This is a genomic window from Hymenobacter sp. IS2118 (assembly GCF_000715495.1).
Classification (GTDB): Bacteria; Bacteroidota; Bacteroidia; order Cytophagales; family Hymenobacteraceae; genus Hymenobacter.
In genome coordinates this window covers 48,692-71,839 of the sequence record NZ_JNLX01000148.1, presented here as the reverse complement: position 1 = coordinate 71,839, position 23,148 = coordinate 48,692, and the positions used below count along the sequence as shown (strand labels likewise).

Here is a 23,148-nt window from a genome sequence, read left to right as displayed (position 1 = left end):
GTCCCTACCTTTGCGCCATGCCCAATACGGTCCTTTACCTCGTGCCCACGCCCATCGGCAATCTGGAAGACATTACCCTGCGGGCCATCCGCATACTGGGCGAAGTGGGCACGGTGCTCTGCGAAGACACCCGCACGAGCGGCCGCCTCATGCAGCACTTGGGCATCAAAAAGCCGCTCCTCTCCTACCACCTGCACAACGAGCACCAGCAGGTGCCCCGTCTGCTGGAACGCCTGGCCAAGGGCGAAACAATGGCGCTGATTTCAGACGCCGGCACGCCCGGAATTTCCGACCCTGGTTTTTTGCTGGTGCGCGAGTGCCTGGCGCAGGGCCTGGGTGTGGAGTGCCTGCCGGGACCCACGGCGTTTGTGCCGGCGCTGCTCAAGTCCGGTTTTGGGGCCGAGCGGTTCACGTTTGAAGGATTTTTGCCAGTGAAAAAAGGCCGGCAAACGCGCCTGAAAGAGCTGGCTTCGGAAACCCGGACCATGATTTTTTACGAGTCGCCGCACCGCATCGTGAAAACGCTGGGGCAGCTGGCCGAGGTGCTGGGCCCGGACCGGCCCGCGTCCGTGAGCCGCGAATTGACTAAGCTATTTGAAGAAACTGTAACCGGGACGCTGGCCAGCCTGGAGGCTGATTTTGCCGCCCGTCCCACTATCAAAGGAGAAATTGTCGTTGTCGTCGAAGGAAACCTTACCCCGCCCCCTCGCGAGCCCCGCCCCGGCCGCGCAGACCGCTACCGCCGCGACGACGACGATGTCGATGTCGATGTCGAGAACGAAGACTAGCCGGCCGTGGCCGGCCTTGCTGGCCGTGCTGGGCGCCCTGCTGCTGTGGGGTGGCTGGGCGCCGTGGCCCACGGCCTGGCTGGTGCCGCTGCTATTCATCGGCTGGGTGCCCTACCTGCTGCTGGAGCGCCAGCTCACGCTGCAGGGCGCCCGCAAACGGCGCGTATTTGCCCACACTTACCTGTTTTTGGTGCTTTGGAACGCTCTCACTACGTGGTGGGTAAGTTACGCCGAGCTTACGGCCGGCATTGCCGCTGTGGTGCTCAACGCCCTGCTCATGTGCCTGCCGCTCATGGCCTTCCGCCAAACCAAAAAGCGGCTGGGCAACCGCATCGGCTACCTCTCGCTGCCGGTGTTCTGGATTGCCTTTGAGCAGCTGCACCTTACCTGGGACCTCACCTGGCCCTGGCTCACGCTCGGCAACGGCTTTGCCGCCGCGCCGCAGTGGGTGCAGTGGTACGAGTACACCGGTTTTCTGGGCGGCTCGGTGTGGGTGTGGGCGGTGAACCTGTTGTTTTTCGCGATTCTAATTAAAAACTATGAATTAAAAATTAAAAATAACTTCCCAGCAATTGCTGCTGACTCAAGGCGCGGCATCACATCTGCGGGGTCATTTTCAATCTTTAATTTTCAATTTTTAATTCCCTGCCTGGCGGTGCTACTGCCCATCGCGCTATCGTACCTCATTGGCGCTACGTACCAGGAAAAAGGCCCCACGGCCGAAGTCGTGGTGGTGCAGCCCAACCTCGACCCGTACGCGGAGAAGTTCGAAGGCGGGGCCAAATTCGTGCCCTACGACGAGCAGCTCACCCGCCTGCTGGACCTGACCGAGCAAAAGCTTACGCCCCAAACGCGCCTCGTGCTCTGGCCCGAAACCGCGCTTGAGGAGTCGTACTGGCAGAATAATATTGACAGCAACTACAAGATTCTCCGCATTCGGGAGTGGCTGCGGCGGCATCCCGGCGTGGCCCTGCTCACGGGCATCACCACCATCGATTCTTACCCCAGCAAGGAGGCGGCCAGCGAAACCGCCCGCTACCGCGACGACCTGGGCTACTACGACATCTTCAATACCGGTGCTTATTTCGCCACGGCGGCCGCGCCCATTGCCTTCTACCACAAGTCGCGGCTCGTGCCCGGCGTGGAAAAAATTCCGCCGCTCCTGGCCTCCATTGTCTCCCACATCGACCTTGGCGGCACGGTGGGCAGCGTGGGCAGCCAGCCCGAACGCACCGTGTACCCCGCCCACCCCTCGGCCCCGGCCCTGCGCCTGGCGCCCATCATCTGCTACGAATCCATTTACGGGGACTTTGTGAGTAAATACGCCCAAAACGGCGCCACGCTGCTCGGCGTCATCACCAACGATGCGTGGTGGCACGACTCGCCCGGCTACCGGCAGCTATTCAGCTACGGGGTGCTGCGCTGCATCGAAACCCGCCGCGACCTCGCCCGCTCGGCCAACACGGGTTTCACCGGCTTCATCAACCAAAAAGGCGAAGTCACGCAGCGCGAGCCGGCCTGGGTGCCCACTGCCAGCCGCAGCACCGTGCACCTGAACGATGAGCTGACGTTCTACGTCCGCTTCGGCGAACTGATTGGCCGGGGCACGCAGCTTCTGGCCGTGCTGCTTTTGCTGATTGCGGTGGTGCAGGGCTGGCGCAACAAGCAGCTCGCGCGCTAAAAATCAGGCTCCTATGCTTCATTGAGGCTGGGCGTTTTCGTTAATTTCAACTTATGCTCCCCGATTTCGCTCAACTTTCCCTGGCCTTGGCGGCCCTGTGCCGCACCGCGGCCGAGTTCATTCGCCAGGAAGCCACGACCTTTGACCGCGCCAAAGTGGAGCACAAGGGCCTGCACGATTTGGTGAGCTACGTGGACCAGGAAACTGAGCGCCGCCTCGTGGCCGGCCTGCGGGCGCTGCTACCCGAAGCCGGCTTCATCACCGAAGAAGGTACCGCCGGCCCTGATACCCACAGCGAGGAATTTACCTGGATAATTGACCCACTCGACGGCACCACCAACTTCGTGCACGGCCTGCCGGTGTACGCCATCAGCGTGGCGCTGCTGCACCGTAAGGAGCTGGTGGTGGGCGTGGTGCACGAAGTGAACCGTGACGAAAGCTTCCGGGCCGTACGCGGCGGCGGTGCGTTTTGCAACGAGCAGCCCATCCGCGTCACCGACGTTTTAACCCTCGGCGGCGGCCTTGTGGCCACTGGTTTTCCCTACAAGGATTTTGATAGAATGAGCAGCTACCTGCCTCTGTTGGCCGCCTTCATGCAGCGCACCCACGGCGTGCGGAGGCTGGGCTCGGCCGCCGTCGATTTGGCCTACGTGGCCGCCGGGCGCTTCGAGGGCTTTTTTGAGTACAACCTGAATTCGTACGACGTGGCAGCCGGTATTTTGCTCGTGCGCGAGGCGGGTGGGCAGGTCACGCAGTTTTTGGCGGCGGGCGACCCACTTTTTGGGCGGGAAGTACTGGCCAGCAACGGCCATATTCACGCCCAGATGCAGCAGACCATCGGCGAGTTCTGGGCCTAGCGTCGTAAACCATTCCTTTCTCATCGCAGTTTACCCGGTATGCTCCTGCTGGCCCTCACTTCCGTCGAAATTCAGTATGCCCTCATTGCTGCCCTGTTTGTGGCGGCAACTTTCTACGTGGGCCGGATTTTCTGGCGGGCCTTCTTCAGCAAAACTGCGGCCGGCTGCGCCAAAGGCTGCGGCGGTGCCTGCGGCAGCCTCGATGTGGACGCGCTGCAACGCACCATCGAAGCGCGTGCCACGGCGCGAAACGGCCAATAACGCAGCCGACGAATTTTCTGGTTGTTTAATGACCCGCCCCCGCCCTGGCTGCGTATAGCCGACGCGGGGGCGGGCTACTTTTGTCCGTTCCGCTTCGCTTTACTACTCCTAAATACCCACCGCCATGCAGGACAAAGAAGAAGAACGTTCCCTTGTGAACGTCGAAAACAAGCTCAAAAAGGACGGCTTCACCCAGGATTTCAACGTAGTGGACGGGCGTCTGCAAACCATCGGGCAAGATTCCGAAAAGAGCTACGCGGCCAGCGAAGTCACCATCGTGGACTTCTACCGCTTCGAAGGCGAAAGCAACCCCGACGACATGTCCATCCTCTACGCCCTGGAGGCCAACGACGGCATCCGCGGCACTATTTCGTCGGCCTACGGCACTTACGCGGACACCGACACGCTTGAATTTCTCAACGAAGTAGAAAGCCTTGGCAAGAATCTGGATAAAAAACACAAGTAAGTATCTCCAGCTTTTCGGCATCCGTTACGATAGCGGGGTGAATGGTAATTCATTCACCCCGCTATCGTAACGGATGTTTTTTTTATGCGCTGGCCTAGCCGTTTTGTCACGGAACAACCAACAAGCTGCCACTTTCAAAAACCTCAACCAATCAACTGAACCCAATTAGCTGAAAGTAAGCTGCAAAGCTGTCAGCTAATGGCCAAAAGCTATTAGTTCAATCCTCAGCCCCACACCTTCGTGCCTTCGGAGCAGTTGCGGCACATCTCAATCTGGTCGCGGCCCTTGAGCAAGCTGCCGCGAAACTGCTGGTATTTGGGGCCGCGCCAGAGTTGGCGGAAGGTTTCGGTTTTGAGGTCGCCCTGCCGGTACTCGGCGTCTTTGTCGAAGCAGCACGGCACCACGAGGCCGTCCCAGGTGATGACGCAGGAATGCCACATTTTCCAGCAGTGGTCCACGAGCTTGTTTTTCAGGCTCCAGGTACCGTTCAGGTTGTTTTGGTAGCGCGAGTAGTAGTCGATGGTGGGAATGAGCGGTGAGCCGTGCTGATGGTCGTAAATCTGCGCGGTTTTAAACCACACGTCGTCCACGCCCAGCGCCTCGGCCAGCTGCCGGGCGTCATCAATCTGGTGCTCGTTGGGCCGCACCACCAGAAACTGAAAGATGATGCGCGGCGTGCTCGATTTCAACTCCTTGCGCCACTTCACCACGTTGCGGGTGCCGGCCAGCACCTTCTCCAGCTTGCCGCCCACGCGGTATTGCTGGTACACCTCCTGCGTGGTGCCGTCGAGGGAGATGATGAGGCGGTCGAGGCCGCTTTCCACGGTGCGCCGGGCATTTTCGTCGTTCAGGTAGTGGGCGTTGGTGCTGGTGGCCGTGTAAATGCCTTTGTCGGCCGCGTACTTCACTAGCTCCAGAAACTGCGGGTGCAGGTAGGGCTCGCCCTGAAAATAAAAAATCAGGTACCAGAGCCGGCTGGCCACTTCGTCTATCGTTCGTTTAAACAAATCGGCTGGCAGCATGCCCGTGGGCCGCGTGAACGAACGCAGCCCGCTGGGGCACTCCGGGCAGCGCAGGTTGCAGCTAGTGGTGGGCTCGAAGCTCAGGGCCATGGGCAGTCCGGCCATCCGGGCCCGGCCCGTTATTTTGCTCAAAATATAGGAGCCCACCACCTGCACCGCGTTCCAGGCACGCAACGGCGTGGCTTTCGACAAAACATTCAGACTATCGGTGAGCACGGACATGGGAAGGGGATAAAGCAGTAGCGCGAACTTCGTAATTCGCGTCTCCGCGCCAACGGACGGAGCCCGGATGGCGCAGGGACGCGAACTACAAAGTTCGCGCTACTTAGGTTGCGTGCGGCCTACTTCTTAGTATCCGTAAATTCGATGGCGCTGGTGTAGGTGCTGGCCTTACCAAACGACTGGTTGATTTCGTCGATGGCGGCGCGGCTGCTCAGGCGCTTGGGCTTGGTGTTGAGGAAGGTTCCATCTTCGCCCACCAGCATGTAAGTGGGCACATCCTGCAACGCATACGCACTGGCTAGCGGCGAGCGCAGCCCACCGCCGGGCACGCGCACCTGCACGCCGGGCAGCTTTTTCACGGTCACGAGCTGGCGCCAGGCTTGCTCGTTCTCATCAAGGGCGATGTTGATGAAGGTAATATTCTTACCCTCAAACTTGCGTATCAGCTCCTGGGCGTAGGCCAGGTCGCGCAGGCACAAGCCGTTGGTGGTTTTCCAGAAGTTGAGGTAGACCAGCTTGCCCACATAGTCATGCAGGTTCACCGTATCGCCGGAAGCGGTGGCTAACTTGAAATCGGGAGCGGGAGCGCCAATGGCGAAATCCTTATGCCGGTTGAAATCACTCTCCAGCGTGGAGTAGTACATGTTTTTGGGGTCGTAGGTGCGGAAGTCGGCCAGCATGGCTGCCGACTGCCGTACATGCCCGAACCGGAAGGACTCCTGCAGAATCCGGCCCAGAATAATGGGCCGCGTGGGGCCGGCGAGCTTCTTGCTGGCCAGCGCATAGGAGGCCGGATAAAAATCCGGGTCGGAACGCTGGCGCTTGTCCTGGGCCACGGTGAAGTGCACGTAGTTCAGCAAAAACTCGTGGTAAAGCTCGCTCTGCGCCGCATTGGGCTCATTTAGCAAGCCGGGCTCACGCAAGAAGTTGTAGTAGCTGGGGTCCATTTTCAGGCGGCTTTCGGTGTTTACCACCTGTTCCCGCAGGTCTTGAAACGTCAGCCGGTCGTTGGCGTAGGCATACACCACTTCGGCATGGGCGTAGTTATAGAAATCCTGCGTGAAGGACTGCTTGGCCGAATGGTCCTCCAGAAATTCGAGTTGGTGCTTGCGGCGGTACTCCAAAAAGGAAAGGAAAGGAGCCTCGTAGAGCTGAATGTTATCGGGCAGCACCTGAAAGCCATCATTCTCCACGAATTGAGCATCGGCTTCTACCAGGTAATTGTTGGCATTGGCCGCTTGCTGGCGGTGCTTTTGTTCATCAGTCAAGTTCGCACGATTGCGAAATTTGGTAGCCAGGCCCGTGGACACATCGTTGGGCTTGAAACGCAGCGTGCCCGCCATGTCATCGCCCTTGAAGCGCACGTCCATATCCGTACCCGCGTCCAGATAAAGGGGTGCTACATCATCGCCATACACCAAATCTGCTTTGGTGGACCCGCGCACGGGTATCACCAGCTTGAAATCCCCTTTTTCGCCCAGCGCCACCCGAATAACCCTTTCGGTAGGGTCGAGGGGGTTTTCCCGCAGCGAGACGCCCACCGAATCTGTAGTGGAGCCGCTCACCCGGCCGGAAAGCGTAGCCGTGCCCGTAATCGGGGCCATGAAGGGCTTCATTGGCGCGGCTTTGGCAGGAGCGGGAGCGGGCTTTGCGGCCGCAACTTTGGCCGGCGCGGGTTCGGCTACCACAGCCGTCTGTTCGACCGAAACGGGCACTGGCTCAGCCTTGGGGGCTTTTTCGGCAACGGGAGCCGACGCTTTTCGGCGCCTTTCCGCACTGATATCTGCCGCCGATTTGCGCTTAGCGGTTTTAGTGGCAGGCTGGTCTGCTGAAGTACTCTTGCGCGTGGGAGTGGTGGCGGCCGTTTTGCCGGTCCCGGCCGGGACGGGTTTGGTCTGGCCATGGGCAAGCACCGGAACCACCAGCAGCACTGTGCCCAGCAAGCGGCGTACGGAAATGGTGAAGGCAGATATCATATCACAAAAAACTAGCAGAAGACGAATGGTGTGGACCATCAATTACTGACAAACCCGAACTTACCGACAAAGCTACCTAAACAATTCGCGGTAAAACCCTATCAGCCATCCGAAGATACGGCCTTTCGATTTATAAAATACAAATCAGTCCTTTTTCATTTTTTAAGCCGTCACGCTCAGACCAACGGCCGGCCTCCCCCAGCCTGGCCGCCAGCAACGCATTATCAGCCTGCTTCTGGCTCAGCCAAATAAGCCGTCCAGAACTTCATCGAGCCGGCTCACGGCCCGCACTTTTAGCCCAAAACGCGCCAGGTCCAACCCTTTACCATTAAATTGGGAGACGTACATCTCCCTGAAGCCCAGCTTTTCGGCCTCCGCAAGGCGCTGGTCCAGGCGCGAAACGGCGCGGATTTCGCCGCTCAGCCCGACTTCGGCGGCCAGGCAAACATCGCCGGGAATGGGCACATCGTTGAGAGAGGAAACCACGGCCGCGCACACGGCCATATCCAGGGCCGGGTCGTCGAGGCGCAGGCCCCCGGCAATATTCAAAAACACGTCATGCTGGCCCAGGCGCAGGCCGGCGCGCTTTTCGAGCACGGCCAACAGCATTTGCAGGCGCTTGGCATCGAAGCCGGTGCTGCTGCGCTGCGGCGTACCGTAGGACGTGGGCGACACCAAGGCCTGCACTTCCACCAGCAGCGGGCGGTTGCCTTCCAGCGTGGCCCCAATGGCCATGCCGCTCAGGCTTTCGCCGCGCTGCGAGAGCAGAATTTCGCTGGGGTTGCTCACCTGGCGCAGGCCGTCGCCCTGCATCTCGTAAATACCCAGCTCGGAGGTGCTGCCAAAGCGGTTTTTGGTGGTGCGCAGGATGCGGTAACTCATGTGCCGGTCGCCCTCAAATTGCAGCACAGTATCCACCATGTGCTCCAGAATTTTGGGGCCGGCAATGCTGCCGTCCTTTGTGATGTGGCCGATGAGCAATACCGGCGTGCTGGTTTCCTTGGCAAATTTCAGGAATTCGGCAGTGCATTCGCGCACCTGGCTCACGCTACCCGCGCCGCTTTCCACCAGCGTGGAGTGCATGGTTTGGATGGAATCGATGACGAGGAGGTTGGGCTGCACCTGGTCGATTTGCCGGAAAATATTCTGGGTATTGGTTTCCGTCAGAATGTAGCAGCCGGGGTGCTGGCCGTCGGCCAGGCGTTCGGCGCGCATTTTTATCTGGGCCTCGCTTTCCTCGCCGCTCACGTACAGCACTTTCATCTGGCGCAGGCTCAGGGCAATCTGGAGCATCAGCGTGCTTTTGCCGATGCCCGGCTCACCACCGATAAGCACGATGGAGCCCGGCACCAAGCCGCCACCGAGCACGCGGTTCAGCTCGCCGTCGGGAGTTAGAATCCGGGGTTCGTCTTCGGCCAGAATATCGTTGAGCGCAACGGATTTAGTGGCTTTTTTGGTGTTGCCGCCGGGCACAGTGCTGGCGGGTTTCCACTGGCCGGTGGTGGTGGCCACGGTTTCCTTCTGAATAACTTCCTCCACGTAGGTATTCCACTCGCCGCACACCGGGCAGCGGCCCAGCCATTTGGCCGACTGCGCGCCGCAGGATTGGCAGAAAAAAACAGTTCTGGCTTTGGCCATAAAAGACGTATTTGAATAAGTTGAGGCAATTATTACAAGGCCGTGGCGGCAAAAAAAGTTGCCCCCAAAACCTCATCAGCTGGTTTTCAGGCCGCTTAGTTGACGGCGGCCCAGGCGAATGAGCAGCCACCGGTGATGGCACGTGGCCCGCCCGAAATCGGTGCTTTGCTAAAGCATTTTCTCCGTTGGACCGTTATTTATTGGACCACAAGGTACGGCTCCGCGCTACCCGCTGCGGTTTTACTTTCCAGCCCTCGCCAAGTTCTCCTGTCATGCCCGAAATTACAGCATTGCCCCCTGCCGACCTCGCCGCCATCACTGCCTTTACCGACCTGCCCGCGGCCGTGCTCAACTGGTTGCTCGCCCATGGGGAGCGGCGGGTATTTGCCGATGGCGAACCCATTTTCCAGCCCGGCGACCCGGCTGAATTTCTTACGGCGGTACTCCAGGGCAGTATCCAGTTTTATGCGCTGCAAAACGGCAGCCGGGAGCCCCGTTTCCGGGTCGAGCAAGGCCAGGTGAGTGGCGTGCTGCCGTATTCGCGGCTGCGCGTTATTGGCGGGCTGGGCGTGAGCGTGGGCCAAACCGTGCTTTACCTGCTGCACCGCGACCATTTTCCGGCCCTCGAACAAGCCAGCCCGGAGTTGATACAGCGACTGGTGGCGCTGATGAGCGACCGCGCCCGCGACGAGGCCCGCGGCCAGGAACGCGACGACAAGCTGCGGGCCCTGGGCAAGCTCTCGGCCGGCCTCGCCCACGAGCTCAACAACCCCGCCGCCGCTATTGCCCGCGCCGCCCAGGCCCTGGCCCAGCGCGCCGCCACCCAGCCGCAACTCCTGCGCGAACTGATTGAGCAGTGCCCCGACCCCAACGCACTGTGCGCCTTCACGGCCCTGGCGGTGCCGCTGGCCAAACATGCGATGCCGTTGCCGCATCTTTCACCTCTGCAACAGTCGGCGCGGGAAGATGAGCTGGCCGACTGGCTGGCCGACCAAGGCGTGGCCGACAGCTACCGTCTGGCGCCGGGCTTGCTCGAAACCGGGCTCACCGCCGAGCTGCTGGCCACGGCTGCCGCGGCACTGCCCGTGACGGCCCGGCCCGCGGCTTTTGCTTGGCTTGAAAGCCAGCAAAGCACCCTGCAGCTTATCCGCGACGTGCAGGAGGCCGGCAGCCGCATCAGCAAGCTGGTGGCCGACGTGAAAACCTATTCCCACATGGACCGCGCCGGCGGGTTCGAGCTGCTGGACGTGACGGCCGGACTCGACAGCACGCTCAATATGCTGGGGTTTGCGCTACGCCAAAAGCAGGTGCACCTCACCCGCGACTACGCGCCCGGCCTGCCCCAGGTGCAGGGCCAGGTAAGCAGCCTAAACCAGGTGTGGACCAATCTCATCGACAACGCCATTGCAGCCCTGCCGGCCCAGGGCGGTACGCTCACGCTTCGGGCCCGCCAGGAAGGCGACTTTGTGCGGATATTCTTGATTGACAACGGCACCGGCATTCCGCCGGAAGTGCTGCCGCACATCTTTGAGCCGTTTTATACCACCAAGCAGGCCGGGGCGGGCTCTGGCCTGGGGTTAGATATTGCCCAGCGCATCATCCGTCAGCACGACGGGCGGCTGGAAGTCAGCTCCCGACCTGGCCACACCGAGTTTTGCGCGTGGCTGCCCGTGGCTTCTTAGTTATTTGTCGGTTGTTAATTACTGTCCGTAAGTTACTGGTTGTCAGTTATTAGACACCCTACTTGCTCAAAACCAATAACTGACAACCAGCAACTGACAACCAGTAACTGACAACTAACAATTAGCAACCAGCAACTAACAACCATATGTCTGCAAAAAAGCCTTTCATTCTCGTCGTCGACGACGACCCGCAGGTGCTGGCCGCCATTACCCGCGACCTACGCCAGGAATTCAGTCAGGACTACCGCATTTTGCGTGTGGGTTCCGGACCAGAGGCGCTGACGACCCTACAGGAGTTGCGGGCGAAAGATGAGCCGCTGGCCCTCATCGTGGCCGACCAGCGCATGCCCGATTTGGAAGGTGTGGAGCTGCTCAGTGCGTCGCGTGCGCTGTTTCCGGATGCGAAGCGCGTGCTGCTCACGGCCTATGCCGACACCGAAGCCGCCATTCGGGCCATCAATTCGGCCCGGCTCGACCACTACCTGATGAAGCCCTGGGACCCGCCCGAACAGCTGCTTTTCCCGACGCTGCACGACCTGCTGAATGCCTGGCAAGCCGCCTATAAACCCAAATACGACGGCATTCGGCTCATTGGCTTCCAATGGTCGCCGCTCTCGCACGAGCTCAAGGATTTCCTCAGCGGCTACCTGGTGGGCTATCAGTGGCTGGATTTCGAAACCCAGCCCGAAGCCCGTGAGCTGGTGCAGGCGGCTGGGTTTGAGCCCACAGATTTACCGCTCGTCATTTGTGCCGATGGCACTGCGCTGACCAAACCCACCAAGGCCGCGCTGGCGCAGCAGTTGGGCATCAATACCAAAGCCTCGCAGGAAATGTACGATGTGGTGGTGGTGGGCGCCGGCCCCAGCGGGCTGGCTGCGGCGGTGTATGGGGCCAGCGAGGGCTTGAAAACGCTCATTATCGAGCGGCAGACGCCCGGCGGCCAGGCCGGCACCAGCTCCCGCATCGAAAACTACCTGGGGTTTCCCACCGGCCTGAGCGGGGCCGAGCTGGCGCACCGGGCCTGGGCCCAAGCCGTGCGCCTCGGGGCCGAATTCCTGGCCCCGCAGGAGGTGAGCCAGCTGTGCGTGCAGGATGGCTACAAGGTGCTGACCCTGAGCGACGGCAGCGAAATCAGGACGAAAGCCGTAGTGCTGACCACCGGCGTCAGCTACCGCACCCTCGACGTGCCGGGTATGGACCGCCTCAGCGGGGCCGGCGTGTACTACGGCGCGGCCCGCACCGAGGCCCGCAGCTGCGACGCCCAGGACGTGTACATTGTGGGCGGCGGCAATTCGGCCGGGCAGGCGGCCATGTATCTGGCCACGTATGCCCGTCGGGTGTTCATCGTCATCCGCGGGGCCGATTTGGCCGCCAGCATGTCGGCCTACCTCATCGAACAGATTCGCAGCACGCCCAATATTGAGCTGCTGTCCTTCTCGCAGATAAAAGAAGTGTGTGGCCAAGACCATCTCGAAGCCGTGATGGTTGACAGTAACGGCACGGTGGAACAACGCCCGGCCCGCGCGCTGTTCGTTTTCATTGGCGCAAAGCCCAGCACCGAATGGGTCGACGACCAAGTTCTATGCGACAGTAAAGGCTTCCTGCTCACCGGTCGTGACCTGCTGGCTGACTCCCGCTTCGCGCCCATCTGGAAAAAGCAGCGCGAGCCATTCCTCCTCGAAACCTGCATTCCAGGCATTTTCGCCGCCGGCGACAGCCGGGCCGGGGCCATGGCCCGCGTGGCCTCGGCCGTGGGCGAAGGCAGCATGGCCATTAAATTCGTGCACCAGTACCTGGACGAGGGTTTTTAGAGGTTTTTAGGGTAAGAGGGTGTGGGGGTAGGAGGGTAAGAGTTTGCTATTGTGTGCAACTCCTACCCTCCTACCCCCACACCCTCCTACCCTAAAAACCCTATCCTTCCAGCATCAGCTGGTCGGGCAGGTTCATCAGGTAGTCGCCGTAGCCGCTTTTGCGTAGCGGCGCGGCAATGGCACGGAGCTGGTCGGCGTCGATGAAGCCCTGGCGGTAGGCGGCTTCTTCGATGGAGCCCACTTTCAGGCCCTGGCGCTGCTCGATGACTTTTACGAACTCGCCGGCCTGCATCAGGCTTTCGAAGGTGCCGGTGTCGAGCCAGGCGGTGCCGCGGCCGAGGATGCCGACTTTGAGCGTGCCGCGGCGCAGGTATTCGCGGTTCACGTCCGTGATTTCGTACTCGCCGCGGGGGCTCATTTCGAGGTTTTTGGCGATTTCCACCACGTCGTTGTCGTAGAAATAGAGGCCGGGCACGGCGTAGTTGCTCTTGGGCTTCTCCGGCTTTTCCTCAATGCTGAGGGCTTTTTTGTCGGCATCGAACTCCACCACGCCGTAGCGCTCGGGGTCGTGTACGTGGTAGGCGAACACCACGCCGCCCTGCGGGTCGTTGTTGGATTTGAGCAGCTCTTCGAGGCCGGCGCCGTAGAAAATGTTATCGCCGAGCACCAGGGCTACTTTATCGGTTCCGATGAAATCGGCGCCCAGCACAAAGGCTTGCGCGAGGCCGTTGGGCACTTCCTGCACCACGTACTGGAAGTCGCAACCCAGGTTTTTGCCGTCACCAAGCAGCCTCTTAAATTGCTCCTGGTCGTGGGGTGTGGTGATAATCAGCACTTCCCGAATGCCCGCCGACAGCAGAATCGACAGCGGATAATAAATCATCGGCTTATCGTACACGGGCATCAACTGCTTCGATACGGCCAGCGTGAGCGGGTGCAACCGGGTGCCGGAGCCGCCGGCGAGAATAATTCCTTTCATGGGTAAACGGTCATGTTGAGCAAAGCGAAACGTCTTATCAGGTTCGCGGTGCGGAAATGATTACTTCTGACGAGAGCAGCCCAGAGAAGATGCCTCCTTAACTGACGCCGACCTCCGGTTCGTCAGCATGACAACTGAATTAATTACGCTCCCGAATAAATTCCTGGTTGGCCTTGAACCAGGCCAGCGTTTGGCGCAGGCCCTCACGGATGCGCACCTGGGGCGCGTAGCCCAACAGGCGGCCCGCCTTGGAAATGTCGGCCAGCGAATCGCGGATGTCTCCGGCCCGGTCGGGGCCAAATTTTGGGGCCAGGTCCGAGCCGGCTTCTTCGCGCAGGATGTCGTACATCTCTACCAGCGAGGTGCGGTCGCCCACGGCAATGTTGTACACCTGGCCCAGTGCGTCAGGATTTTGCACCAGCGCGGCGCGGATATTGGCTTCTACGCAGTTCTCCACGAAGGTGAAGTCGCGGGTCTGGCCGCCATCGCCGTTGAGCGTGGGCGCTTCGTTCTGCAAAATGGCGTCGATGAACAGCGGAATCACGGCCGCGTAGGCCCCGCCGGGGTCCTGGCGCGGGCCGAAGATATTGAAGTAGCGCAGGCCAATGATTTCCATGCCGTAGGTGCGGGCAAACACGTCGGCATACAGCTCGTTGGCATATTTAGTAACGGCGTAGGGCGAGAGCGGCTTGCCAATCCGGTCTTCCACTTTGGGCAGGCCGGGGTGGTCGCCGTAGGTCGAGGACGAGGCCGCGTACACAAAGCGCTTTACGCCGGCATCTTTGGCGGCGGTCAGCATCTGCACGAAGCCGCCCACGTTCACGTCGTTGGTCAGCACCGGGTCGTTGATGGAGCGGGGCACCGAACCGAGGGCGGCTTCGTGCAGCACCACGTCCACGCCGGCGCAGGCAGCAGCGCACACGGCCGCGTCGCGGATGTCGCCGTCCATTATTTCCAGGCGGGCATCGCCGGCAAAAAGCGACAGATTTTTGCGAAAGCCGTTGGAGTAATTGTCCAGCGTACGCACCTTTTTCACGCCGAATTTCAGCAGGTACTCCACAATGTTGGAACCGATGAAACCCGCGCCACCGGTCACAAGAAAAGTCAGGTTATCGAGCGGCTGCTCGTGAAAAGGGTTTTCGTACACTTGGTTTTGAATTAGTAATTAGTAATTAGTAGTTAAGAATTGTCCTTTTTGCTACCGCAGAGGAAACGCCTGATTGCTAATTACTAATTCTCAATTATTTAATTACTTTAAACTCCGTATTGCCGGGTGTTGTAGTCCTGGTAGGTGCCGCTGGTTACGTTGTTCAGCCATTCCTCGTTTTCGAGGTACCAATCCACGGTTTGGGCCAGGCCCTGCTCGAAGGTCACGCTGGGTTTCCAGCCCAGCTCGTTCATGATTTTGCTGCTGTCGATGGCGTAGCGCATGTCGTGGCCGGCGCGGTCGGTCACAAACTTGATGAGCTTGCGCGAAGTGCCCGGCGCCTGGCCGGTTTTCTCGTCTACCACGTCGCAGAGCAGTTGAATCAGCTTGAGGTTCTGCCACTCGTTGACACCGCCGATGTTGTAGGTTTCGCCAGCCGTGCCTTTATGGAACACCGCGTCGATGGCCGTGGCGTGGTCTTTCACAAATAGCCAGTCGCGCACGTTTTCGCCCTTGCCGTACACGGGCACGGGCTGGCCGGTGCGCAACCGATGAATAGCCAGCGGAATCAGCTTTTCGGGGAAGTGGTTGGGGCCGTAGTTGTTCGAGCAGTTGCTGAGCTTGATGGGCAGCCCGTAGGTGTGGTGCCAGGCGCGTACGAAGTGGTCGGAGCTGGCCTTGGAGGCCGAGTACGGCGAGCGGGGGTCGTAGGAAGTTTCCTCGGTAAACAGCTCGGGGCCAAAGTCCAGCGAGCCGTACACCTCGTCGGTGCTCACGTGGTAGAACACGTGGCCGTCGTAGCCACTGGGCTGCCACAGGTTGCGGGCCGCGTGCAGCAAATTCACCGTGCCGATGACGTTGGTTTTCACAAAAGCCATCGGGTCGGTAATGCTGCGGTCGACGTGCGACTCGGCCGCGAGGTGAATCACGGCGTCGGGCTCTTCGTGGGCAAAGAGTTGGTCCACAAACGCCTGGTCCGAAATGTCGCCTTTGATGAAGCGGTAGTTGTCTGCGGCTTCCACGTCGCGCAGGTTTTCGAGGTTACCGGCGTAAGTCAGCGCGTCGAGGTTGATAATCTGATAGTTCGGATACTTGTTGACGAACAGTCGAACAACGTGGGAGCCAATGAAGCCGGCGCCGCCAGTGATGAGAATTTTCATAATTTGTGCGGTAAGCTTTAGCTTGCCATTTCATCGTTAAACACTATATATCAAGCAATTATGGCACGGCAAGCTGAAGCTTACCTCACAGTGTCTGCTGCCACTTCCAGGCGCTGGCCAGGGAATCAACCAATGATGTCTCGGTTTTGAAGCCTAGCACCTGCTCCGCTTTAGTGGCGTCGGCGTAGATGGCCGGCACATCGCCGGGCCGGCGCGGACCGATGCTGTAATTCAGTTTCTGGCCACTGGCCTGCTCGAAAGCCTGAACCACTTCGAGCACCGTATTGCCGTGGCCCGTGCCCACGTTGAAGGTTTCGACGGGCTCACTCGCTTTGCGGTCCAGCAGACGCTGCACGGCTACCACATGCGCCTTGGCCAGGTCCACCACGTGGATGTAGTCGCGCACGTTGGTGCCGTCCGGCGTGTCGTAATCGTTGCCGTAAATCGTCAGCTTCTCGCGCATACCAGCCGCCGTTTGGGTGATGAACGGCACCAGGTTGTTGGGCACGCCCAAGGGCAGCTCGCCAATCTTGGCCGATGCGTGCGCTCCAATGGGATTGAAGTAGCGCAGCAAAATGGTGTGCAGGGTGTTGTCCGGCGCAGCCGAAACATCGCGGATAAGGTCTTCGCACATCTGCTTGGTGCGGCCGTAGGGAGACGAGGCCGGCTTAGTGGGCGTGGCTTCCGTCACGGGCAGGGCATCGGGAATGCCATATACGGTGCAGGAAGAGGAGAAAACTAGGTTTTCAACGCCAAATTCCTTCATCACGGCCAGCAGCGTGAGCAGCGAGCCCACGTTGTTCTGGAAATATGCCAGCGGCTTCTGCACCGATTCGCCCACGGCCTTGAATGCCGCAAAGTGAATGACGCCCGCAATGTCGGGCTCGGCTGCGAACACGCTCCGCAAAGCCGCTTCATCGGCACAGTCGATGCGGTACAGGGGCACCGCAACACCCAAAATAGCCTCAATCCCCGCCAGCGCCGATTCTTCCGAATTACTGAAATCATCAATAATAACGGGCTGGTAGCCGGCCTGATGCAGTTCTACCACGGCGTGCGAGCCGATGTAGCCGGCCCCGCCGGTAACGAGAATTTTCATAGGTTTAGCCATTAGCTGAAAGCTATTAGCTGCTAGCTTTTCTAACTGCTACTCCGGGCAGGAGCTAACAGCTAATAGCTTTCAGCTAACCGCTGAATAATTACAGGCTCCAATACATTAGCTCCTTCATCTTACCGCGGTACAAGCCTTTGATATCGACCAGCACGGCATTGTCGGAAGTGATGGACTGGAAATAGGCTTCGTCTTTGGCAGCGTAGGGCAAGTGGCTCACGGCTACGATAACGGCGTCGTAATCGGTCCGCACGTCGTCGGTGGCGGTGAGGCGGAAGCCGTATTCGTGGTGCAGCTCATCGGAATCCGCGTGCGGGTCGATGATGTCGACATTCACCGAGAAGTTTTTCAGCTCTTGAATAACGTCCGCGACCTTGGAATTGCGGATGTCCTCCACGTTTTCCTTGAAGGTGGCGCCCATCACCAGCACGCGGCTTTTGGCCACGTCCTTGCCTTTCTTAATCATCATCTGCACCGTTTTGCGCGCGATGTAGGCGCCCATATTGTCGTTGGTGGTGCGGCCGCTCAGAATCACCTTGGCATCGTAGCCCAGCTCTTTCGCCTTGTAGGTCAGGTAGTACGGGTCGACGCCGATGCAGTGCCCGCCCACCAGGCCGGGCGAGAATTTCAGGAAATTCCACTTCGTACCGGCCGCTTCCAGCACCTCGTAGGTGTTGATGTTCATGCGGTCGAAAATCATCGACAGCTCGTTCATCAGCGCGATGTTCACGTCGCGCTGGGTGTTTTCGATGATTTTGGCGGCTTCGGCCACCCGGATGCTACTGGCGCGGTGCACGCCGGCATCCACCACCAGCTCGTAGACTTTGGCAATGGTATCGAGGGCTTCCTCGTCGTTGCCCGACACCACTTTCACGATGCGGCGCAACGTGTGTTCCTTGTCGCCGGGGTTGATACGTTCGGGCGAGTAGCCCACCTTAAAATCGGTCGGGAATTTCAGGCCCGACAGGCGCTCAATCACAGGAATGCAGTCTTCCTCGGTACAGCCGGGGTACACGGTGCTCTCGAACACCACATAATCACCCTTCTCCAGCACCTTGCCCACCGAGCCCGATGCGCCCAGCAGCGGCTTAAGGTCGGGCTGGGCGTGCTCGTCGATGGGCGTGGGCACGGCCACGATGTAGAACTGGGCCTGTCGCAGCACGTCCAGCGAATCGGTGAAGGTGATGTCGCAGCCTTCAAAATCCTTCTTTTCCAGCTCCCCGCTGGGGTCGATGCCGTCCTTCATCTGGGCCACGCGGCCGGCGTTGATGTCGAAGCCAATTACCTTGAGCTGCTTCGCGAATTCCAGGGCAATGGGCAAGCCCACGTAGCCGAGGCCGATAACGGCCAGGGTGGCCTCTTTGCGCAATAGTTTTTCGTACACGGGAGCAGTATATTAGTGTTAGTTACTGTTTTTCAATTATTTGCCAGAAGCTACTGCCACCGGCCGCACCGCTTGGCCGTCGGCACTTAAGCTGTACGTTTCCCCGCTCTCGGGGCAGGTTGCGCGGCGGTTGGTATCGAAGCTCAGGCGGTGGCCATAGGCACTCATCCAGCCCTGCGGCCGGGCGGGCGTGCCGTATACGAGGGCATAGGCCGGAACGTCGTGCGTGACCACGCTGCCCGCGCCCACAAAGGCGTAGCGGCCCAGGCGCACCCCGCAGACAATGGTGGCATTGGCGCCCACGGTTACGCCCCGCTCCAGGTAGGTGGTCAGGTATTGTTCGGCGCCTTTGCGCGGTACGGCGCTACGCGGATTTTTCACGTTGGTGAACACCACTGACGGCCCCAGAAACACATCGTCTTCGCACACCACGCCGCCGTAGAGGCTCACGTTATTCTGCACTTTCACGTTGCGGCCCAGCGTCACGCCATCGGCCACGAAAATATTCTGGCCCAGGTTGCATTCCTCGCCAATATCAGCGCCGGCACAGATGTGGCAAAAGTGCCAGATACGACTGCCGGAACCTATCTGACAGCCCTCGTCGAGGATGGCGGTGGGATGGGCGTAATAATCGGCAGTAGAATGAGGCATTCGGGGCACGTGGGTGATTCAGCCTGCAAAGGTAAGGCGAAGGCCGGAGTTAGCTTCGTACTTTTAGGTAATTCCTTTAACCAGACCTTACTATGAGTCCGCCCGCGCTACAAACCGATGCTCCTGCCCACGTTTCGCCCGACGACTACCTGCGGCTGGAGTGCGCAGCCGGGGAAAAGCACGAATACTATTTCGGCGAAATCCGGGCGATGGCCGGGGCCAGCTACGCGCACAACCGCATTTGTATGAATATGGGGGAGCGAACTGAATACGCAGCTGCGTGATAAAAGCTGCGCTGTAGTGGGCAGCGAACAGCGCCTGCAGATTCTAAACGGCAGCGCCTACGTGTACCCCGACCTAACCGTGGTTTGTGGCCTGCCCTGCTTCAACGAAACCCGCCGCCCCGAAACGGTGCTGAACCCCACCCTGCTGGTGGAAGTACTGTCCGAATCGATGGCTGACAAGGACCGTAGCGAGAAATTCACGCTCTACCGCCAAGTTCCCGGCCTGCAGCAATACCTGATGCTGGATTCGCAAACCCCGCTGGCAGAACTGTACACCCGCCAGCCCAACGGCTACTAGACTTGTTCCTATAATACAGAAAAGTGTAAAATCGACGGTCATGCTGAGCGTAGCCGAAGCATCTCTACCGCTTCGTTGAGTCGACTGAATTAGTTGCGCGGTAGAGATGCTTCGGCTACGCTCAGCATGACCACTTTTTTTCATTTATGCTTATTCGGGAACAAGTCTACTGGCTGTTCATGGAAACCCACGACCCAGCCGCCGTGCTCGACCTAAGCAGCGTGGGCTGCCAGGTGCCGTTGGCGGAAATATACAGGACCACAGATTTAACGGATTTTAGCGGATGAAACGGAACCCCAAAAAGTCCGTTTCATCCGCTAAAATCCGTTAAATCTGTGGTCACAGCTTCACGCATACGTTCTGGGTTTCGGTGAAGAAACGCAGTGCTTCCAGGCCGCCTTCGCGGCCGACGCCGGAGTTTTTCATGCCGCCGAAGGGCGTGCGCAGGTCGCGGTGCAGCCAGGTATTCACCCACACGATGCCGCTGTGCAGGGACTGGGCCACGCAGTGCGCCCGGTTCAGGTCACGGGTCCAGATGGTGGCCGACAGGCCGTAATCCGTGCTGTTAGCCATTCGCAGGGCTTCCGCGTCGGTATCGAAAGGCGTGAGGGTGACGACGGGGCCGAATATTTCTTCCTGGTTAGTGCGGCAGTCGAAGGGCAGGTTTTCGAACACGGTGGGCTCCAGGAAGTAGCCCTCGGCGCAGCGGCCGGGCACGGTGGCCCGGTGGCCGCCGGCCAGTAGCCTGCCGCCTTCTTCGTGCGCCAGTTCGATGTAGGCCAGCACTTTGTGCAAGTGTGCCTCGCTCACCAGGGCGCCTTGTTTGGTGTCGGCTTCGAGTGGGTCGCCGATTTTTTGCTGCTTCAGCTGCTGGAGAAACTCCGCTTTGAAGGCCTCATAAATCGGGCGCTCGATGAAGATACGGGAGCCACAGAGGCAAATCTGGCCCTGGTTGGCAAAGCTGCTGCGGATGCTGGTAGCTACGGCGGCGGCCAGGTCGCAATCGGCGAAAATGATATTTGGGTTTTTGCCGCCCAGCTCCAGGCTGAGCTTTTTGAACATCGGCGCGGCCGTGCGGGCCAGGTGCCGCCCGGTGGCCGTGCCCCCCGTGAAGCTGATGGCCTTGATGCCCGGATGCTCCACCAGCGCCTGCCCACAGCTCGGCCCGTTGCCGTGCACGATGTTGAGCACGCCCGCCGGCAGCCCGGCTTCGATGCACAGCTCACTGAGTAAAAAAGCGGTAGCCGGCGTGATTTCTGAGGGTTTGGCTACCACGCAGCAGCCCACGGCCAGGGCCGGCGCAATTTTCCAGGTGAACAAGTAGAGTGGCAGATTCCAGGGCGAGATGCAGCCCACCACGCCCACGGGGTGGCGCACGGTGTAATTCAGGGCCACGCCTTCCTGCAAGTGCGCCTCGCTGGCAAAGTGCTCGATGGCAGTGCCGAAGAAGTGAAAATTGGAGGCGGCGCGGGGAATATCCATGGCCCGCGCCAGGCTCAGCGGCTTGCCATTGTCCTGGCTTTCGGCCTGGGCCAGGCGGTCGAGGTTGGCGTCGATGAGGTCGGCTATTTTCACCAGCAGGCGGCCCCGGTCCGCGGCGGGCAACTTGCGCCAGGCGGGCAAAGCCGCTTCGGCCGCGTGTACTGCGGCGGCCACGTCGGTCGCGTCAGAATCCGGAATCTGGCCGTAGACCTGGCCGGTGGCGGGCTCGATATTGTCGAGGTAGCGGCCGGACTGGGGCGGCACGAGCTGGCCGTTGATGTAATTCTGGATGCGGAGCATAGGGGAAAGCTAAGGTGCTGCGAAGACCCCAAAAGTAGGTTTTCAGCAACAAAGGCCCGATGTGAAAGGGCGCCCGCCAGGCGTACCCGCACCCCACACGCTGACTACCCCGTTGGCTCAGCGGCTTTCGGGTAGTGCAGCGGGAATGTTGGTATCCGAAATCAAATAGAGTGGCCGCTGGCGCACGTTGGCAGATAGGCGGGCCAAGTACTCGCCAATAATGCCCACGGAAATGAGCTGCACCCCACCCAGGAACAGGATGCTCACCATGAGCGACGGCCAGCCGGGTTCGTAGTCGTGGGTCACGAACCGGGAATAGAGCGTGTACAGGCCCACCAGAAACGCCAGGCCCGACACGATGAACCCGCCCAACGTGGCCACTTTCAGGGGCACATCGGAAAAAGCGGTGATGCCGTCCAGCGCCAGCCGAATCATTTTGCGGTACGTGTAACCCGTTTCGCCGCCGGCCCGCTCGGCCCGGTCATACTCGATAAACGTCTGGCGGTAGCCAATCCAGGAAATCTGGCCCCGGATAAACTTATTCTGTTCGGGCATCAGGCGCAGCCCTTCCACCACCTTGTGCGAGATGATGCGAAAATCACCGGTATCCACGGGAATAGAAATACGCGTGATGCTGGCCAGCAACAGGTAAAACACCTTGGCTGTCAGCTTTTTGGCGGCGCTATCGCCCTGGCGCGAACGCCGTTTGGCGTACACTACCTCGTAGCCCTCGCGCATCTTTTGGTACAGCACCGGGATGAGCTCGGGCGGGTCCTGCAGGTCGGCATCAATGATGACCACGGCTTGGCCCGCCGCCCGGTCCAGACCCGCCGTCACGGCAATCTGGTGGCCAAAGTTGCGGCTGAAATCGATGTAGCGCACCCGCTCGTCGCGGGCGGCCAGGTTCAGCAGCAGCGGCAACGATTGGTCGCGCGAGCCGTCGTTGATGAAAATAAGCTCGAAGCTGCCGGGCAGGGCCATGGGCTCCAGCACGCTCAGCAAGCGGCGGTACAGCTCCCCGATGTTGGCTTCCTCGTTGTAGATGGGAATGATGACGGACAGTTCCACGCGGGTTGGGTTAGGCAAGGGCGAAAGAAGCGGGGAATCAGGCAGGTTTTTGGGCCAGCGCAAATACGCTCACTCCCAGCGGAAGGTCGACGTGGCGCAGCAGCCGGTTTTCGACCTTCACCCACTGCAGGAGCAGGCGGTTGGCCGGGCCGGCAAAATGGTGCAGGTCGCCCGTGGCACCGGGCTTGCTTTCGGTGGCCGGCGGGCCAGCCAGCAGGCGCCGCCCCACGCGCAGCACCGCCGTGGGCAAGAATAGGCCCGCATTCCAGAACGAGCGGCGCTTCACGCGCAAGCCGGCGCCCTCCAGCGCCGCCACCAGGCCACGGCGGGAGTAGCGCCGGAAGTGGTGGTTCACTACATCGTGCTCGCTCCAGAGGTACTTGTGCGCGGGCACAAACACGAGCAGCTGCCCGCCCGGCTTCAGCACGCGCACCCACTCGCGCAGGGCCTGGGCCTCGTCCTCAATGTGTTCCAGCACATCGGAGGCAATGACTACATCGAACCGCGCCGGGGCAAATTCCAGGGCCGCCCCGTCCATCACCGACACGTTGGGCACGCCGCGGGCGGTGGCCAGCGCAATGGCCGGCTCACTCACGTCGATGCCGGTGAGGTCGGTGTAGCCGGCGGCGCGCAGGCGCTGCAGCAGCGGCCCGCCCGAGCAACCGATTTCCAGCAGCGCGGCCGTGGCGGGCAGCTTTAGGCCCGCAATCAGGTCATACACCGCATCGCGCCGGCTGGCAAACCACCAGTGTTCTTCTTCGAGCTGATGGTATTTGGCTTCGTAGGTCAGGTCCATGCGTCAAAAGTAGGCAATGGAACTTGCTGGCGGGCCAGCAAAATGCCTCATGCTTCCGCACCTGGGCCGGGCTGGTGGCCCCAC

General features: G+C 60.2%; 21 protein-coding genes. 9 read left to right on the top strand and 12 right to left on the bottom strand.

Annotated features, from left to right (window positions below; translation table 11 throughout):
• Positions 1 to 17: 17 nt before the first annotated feature.
• The 5 genes from rsmI to GM79_RS14530 all read left to right on the top strand — a co-directional run bounded on the left by rsmI (position 18) and on the right by GM79_RS14530 (position 4,053).
• Positions 18 to 788 carry a 16S rRNA (cytidine(1402)-2'-O)-methyltransferase gene (gene rsmI / locus GM79_RS14550; protein WP_035565122.1) on the top strand — a complete coding sequence of 257 codons (771 nt, stop codon included), beginning with the start codon at positions 18 to 20 and terminating at the stop codon, positions 786 to 788.
• Complete coding sequence (gene lnt, locus GM79_RS14545) at positions 769 to 2,469, top strand: apolipoprotein N-acyltransferase (protein ID WP_035565119.1); 1,701 nt, start codon at positions 769 to 771, stop codon at positions 2,467 to 2,469. Before rsmI ends, lnt begins: the two co-directional genes overlap by 20 nt.
• 53 nt (positions 2,470 to 2,522) lie before the next feature.
• Entirely contained in the window at positions 2,523 to 3,326 is an 804-nt protein-coding gene (locus GM79_RS14540) for an inositol monophosphatase family protein (RefSeq protein WP_035565117.1), read from the top strand.
• A gap of 39 nt (positions 3,327 to 3,365) precedes the next feature.
• Positions 3,366 to 3,587 (top strand): hypothetical protein, encoded by a 222-nt coding sequence (locus GM79_RS25810; protein WP_035565115.1) that lies wholly within the window; start codon positions 3,366 to 3,368, stop codon positions 3,585 to 3,587.
• A 124-nt stretch (positions 3,588 to 3,711) separates the two neighbouring features.
• Positions 3,712 to 4,053 (top strand): hypothetical protein, encoded by a 342-nt coding sequence (locus GM79_RS14530; protein ID WP_035565114.1) that lies wholly within the window; start codon positions 3,712 to 3,714, stop codon positions 4,051 to 4,053.
• Between the two features lie 224 nt (positions 4,054 to 4,277).
• Here the strand turns inward: GM79_RS14530 and GM79_RS14525 are convergent, their stop codons facing one another.
• From GM79_RS14525 to radA, 3 genes are all read right to left on the bottom strand, one after another.
• Entirely contained in the window at positions 4,278 to 5,297 is a 1,020-nt protein-coding gene (locus GM79_RS14525) for an SPASM domain-containing protein (protein ID WP_035565113.1), read from the bottom strand.
• A 119-nt stretch (positions 5,298 to 5,416) separates the two neighbouring features.
• Positions 5,417 to 7,273 carry a TlpA family protein disulfide reductase gene (locus GM79_RS14520; RefSeq protein ID WP_035565111.1) on the bottom strand — a complete coding sequence of 619 codons (1,857 nt, stop codon included), beginning with the start codon at positions 7,271 to 7,273 and terminating at the stop codon, positions 5,417 to 5,419.
• A 240-nt stretch (positions 7,274 to 7,513) separates the two neighbouring features.
• Positions 7,514 to 8,911 carry a DNA repair protein RadA gene (radA, locus tag GM79_RS14515; RefSeq protein ID WP_035565109.1) on the bottom strand — a complete coding sequence of 466 codons (1,398 nt, stop codon included), beginning with the start codon at positions 8,909 to 8,911 and terminating at the stop codon, positions 7,514 to 7,516.
• A gap of 272 nt (positions 8,912 to 9,183) precedes the next feature.
• Between radA and GM79_RS14510 the strand changes: the two genes are divergently transcribed.
• Together GM79_RS14510 and GM79_RS14505 are read left to right on the top strand one after the other, a co-directional pair.
• Positions 9,184 to 10,593 (top strand): sensor histidine kinase, encoded by a 1,410-nt coding sequence (locus GM79_RS14510; protein WP_035565107.1) that lies wholly within the window; start codon positions 9,184 to 9,186, stop codon positions 10,591 to 10,593.
• Between the two features lie 146 nt (positions 10,594 to 10,739).
• Positions 10,740 to 12,404 (top strand): FAD-dependent oxidoreductase, encoded by a 1,665-nt coding sequence (locus GM79_RS14505; RefSeq protein ID WP_035565106.1) that lies wholly within the window; start codon positions 10,740 to 10,742, stop codon positions 12,402 to 12,404.
• A gap of 100 nt (positions 12,405 to 12,504) precedes the next feature.
• Here GM79_RS14505 and rfbA read toward each other — a convergent pair whose 3' ends face one another.
• The 6 genes from rfbA to GM79_RS14475 all read right to left on the bottom strand — a co-directional run bounded on the left by rfbA (position 12,505) and on the right by GM79_RS14475 (position 18,836).
• The gene (rfbA, locus tag GM79_RS14500) at positions 12,505 to 13,383 is read right to left on the bottom strand and encodes a glucose-1-phosphate thymidylyltransferase RfbA (RefSeq protein ID WP_035565104.1); all 879 of its coding nucleotides are present in this window, start codon (positions 13,381 to 13,383) and stop codon (positions 12,505 to 12,507) included.
• Positions 13,384 to 13,522: 139 nt separating this feature from the next.
• Entirely contained in the window at positions 13,523 to 14,530 is a 1,008-nt protein-coding gene (locus GM79_RS14495; RefSeq protein WP_035565102.1) for an SDR family oxidoreductase, read from the bottom strand.
• Between the two features lie 107 nt (positions 14,531 to 14,637).
• Complete coding sequence (gene rfbB / locus GM79_RS14490) at positions 14,638 to 15,690, bottom strand: dTDP-glucose 4,6-dehydratase (RefSeq protein WP_035565100.1); 1,053 nt, start codon at positions 15,688 to 15,690, stop codon at positions 14,638 to 14,640.
• Between the two features lie 85 nt (positions 15,691 to 15,775).
• Positions 15,776 to 16,789 carry a UDP-glucose 4-epimerase GalE gene (galE, locus tag GM79_RS14485; RefSeq protein WP_035565099.1) on the bottom strand — a complete coding sequence of 338 codons (1,014 nt, stop codon included), beginning with the start codon at positions 16,787 to 16,789 and terminating at the stop codon, positions 15,776 to 15,778.
• A gap of 100 nt (positions 16,790 to 16,889) precedes the next feature.
• On the bottom strand, positions 16,890 to 18,185 hold the full coding sequence (locus GM79_RS14480) for a nucleotide sugar dehydrogenase (RefSeq protein WP_035565097.1): 1,296 nt from the start codon (positions 18,183 to 18,185) through the stop codon (positions 16,890 to 16,892).
• Between the two features lie 36 nt (positions 18,186 to 18,221).
• Entirely contained in the window at positions 18,222 to 18,836 is a 615-nt protein-coding gene (locus GM79_RS14475; RefSeq protein WP_035565095.1) for an acyltransferase, read from the bottom strand.
• A gap of 92 nt (positions 18,837 to 18,928) precedes the next feature.
• On the opposite strand from GM79_RS14475, the gene GM79_RS23185 reads away from it, so the two are divergent.
• Complete coding sequence (locus GM79_RS23185; protein WP_051718921.1) at positions 18,929 to 19,120, top strand: hypothetical protein; 192 nt, start codon at positions 18,929 to 18,931, stop codon at positions 19,118 to 19,120.
• A gap of 16 nt (positions 19,121 to 19,136) precedes the next feature.
• Positions 19,137 to 19,418 carry a Uma2 family endonuclease gene (locus tag GM79_RS23180; RefSeq protein ID WP_051718920.1) on the top strand — a complete coding sequence of 94 codons (282 nt, stop codon included), beginning with the start codon at positions 19,137 to 19,139 and terminating at the stop codon, positions 19,416 to 19,418.
• A 339-nt stretch (positions 19,419 to 19,757) separates the two neighbouring features.
• On the opposite strand, the gene GM79_RS14465 is transcribed toward GM79_RS23180, so the two are convergent.
• The 3 genes from GM79_RS14465 to GM79_RS14455 all read right to left on the bottom strand — a co-directional run bounded on the left by GM79_RS14465 (position 19,758) and on the right by GM79_RS14455 (position 23,064).
• Positions 19,758 to 21,200, bottom strand: coding sequence for an aldehyde dehydrogenase (locus tag GM79_RS14465; RefSeq protein ID WP_035565093.1), 1,443 nt, complete (start codon positions 21,198 to 21,200; stop codon positions 19,758 to 19,760).
• 117 nt (positions 21,201 to 21,317) lie between these two features.
• Positions 21,318 to 22,286, bottom strand: a complete 969-nt coding sequence (locus GM79_RS14460) for a glycosyltransferase family 2 protein (protein ID WP_235184072.1) — start codon at positions 22,284 to 22,286, stop codon at positions 21,318 to 21,320.
• A 19-nt stretch (positions 22,287 to 22,305) separates the two neighbouring features.
• Positions 22,306 to 23,064, bottom strand: a complete 759-nt coding sequence (locus GM79_RS14455) for a class I SAM-dependent methyltransferase (RefSeq protein ID WP_051718919.1) — start codon at positions 23,062 to 23,064, stop codon at positions 22,306 to 22,308.
• Positions 23,065 to 23,148 lie beyond the last annotated feature (84 nt).

Coding starts and splice junctions, on each gene's coding strand:
- GM79_RS14505 (WP_035565106.1), top strand. CDS start 10,740: ATGTCTGCAAAAAAGCCTTTCATTCTCGTCGTCGACGACGACCCGCAG.
- rfbB (WP_035565100.1), bottom strand. CDS start 15,690: ATGAAAATTCTCATCACTGGCGGCGCCGGCTTCATTGGCTCCCACGTT.
- lnt (WP_035565119.1), top strand. CDS start 769: ATGTCGAGAACGAAGACTAGCCGGCCGTGGCCGGCCTTGCTGGCCGTG.
- GM79_RS14520 (WP_035565111.1), bottom strand. CDS start 7,273: ATGATATCTGCCTTCACCATTTCCGTACGCCGCTTGCTGGGCACAGTG.
- radA (WP_035565109.1), bottom strand. CDS start 8,911: ATGGCCAAAGCCAGAACTGTTTTTTTCTGCCAATCCTGCGGCGCGCAG.
- GM79_RS23185 (WP_051718921.1), top strand. CDS start 18,929: ATGAGTCCGCCCGCGCTACAAACCGATGCTCCTGCCCACGTTTCGCCC.
- GM79_RS14510 (WP_035565107.1), top strand. CDS start 9,184: ATGCCCGAAATTACAGCATTGCCCCCTGCCGACCTCGCCGCCATCACT.
- galE (WP_035565099.1), bottom strand. CDS start 16,789: ATGAAAATTCTCGTTACCGGCGGGGCCGGCTACATCGGCTCGCACGCC.
- GM79_RS14465 (WP_035565093.1), bottom strand. CDS start 21,200: ATGCTCCGCATCCAGAATTACATCAACGGCCAGCTCGTGCCGCCCCAG.
- GM79_RS14475 (WP_035565095.1), bottom strand. CDS start 18,836: ATGCCTCATTCTACTGCCGATTATTACGCCCATCCCACCGCCATCCTC.
- GM79_RS14540 (WP_035565117.1), top strand. CDS start 2,523: ATGCTCCCCGATTTCGCTCAACTTTCCCTGGCCTTGGCGGCCCTGTGC.
- GM79_RS14525 (WP_035565113.1), bottom strand. CDS start 5,297: ATGTCCGTGCTCACCGATAGTCTGAATGTTTTGTCGAAAGCCACGCCG.
- rsmI (WP_035565122.1), top strand. CDS start 18: ATGCCCAATACGGTCCTTTACCTCGTGCCCACGCCCATCGGCAATCTG.
- GM79_RS14530 (WP_035565114.1), top strand. CDS start 3,712: ATGCAGGACAAAGAAGAAGAACGTTCCCTTGTGAACGTCGAAAACAAG.
- GM79_RS14455 (WP_051718919.1), bottom strand. CDS start 23,064: ATGGACCTGACCTACGAAGCCAAATACCATCAGCTCGAAGAAGAACAC.
- rfbA (WP_035565104.1), bottom strand. CDS start 13,383: ATGAAAGGAATTATTCTCGCCGGCGGCTCCGGCACCCGGTTGCACCCG.
- GM79_RS25810 (WP_035565115.1), top strand. CDS start 3,366: ATGCTCCTGCTGGCCCTCACTTCCGTCGAAATTCAGTATGCCCTCATT.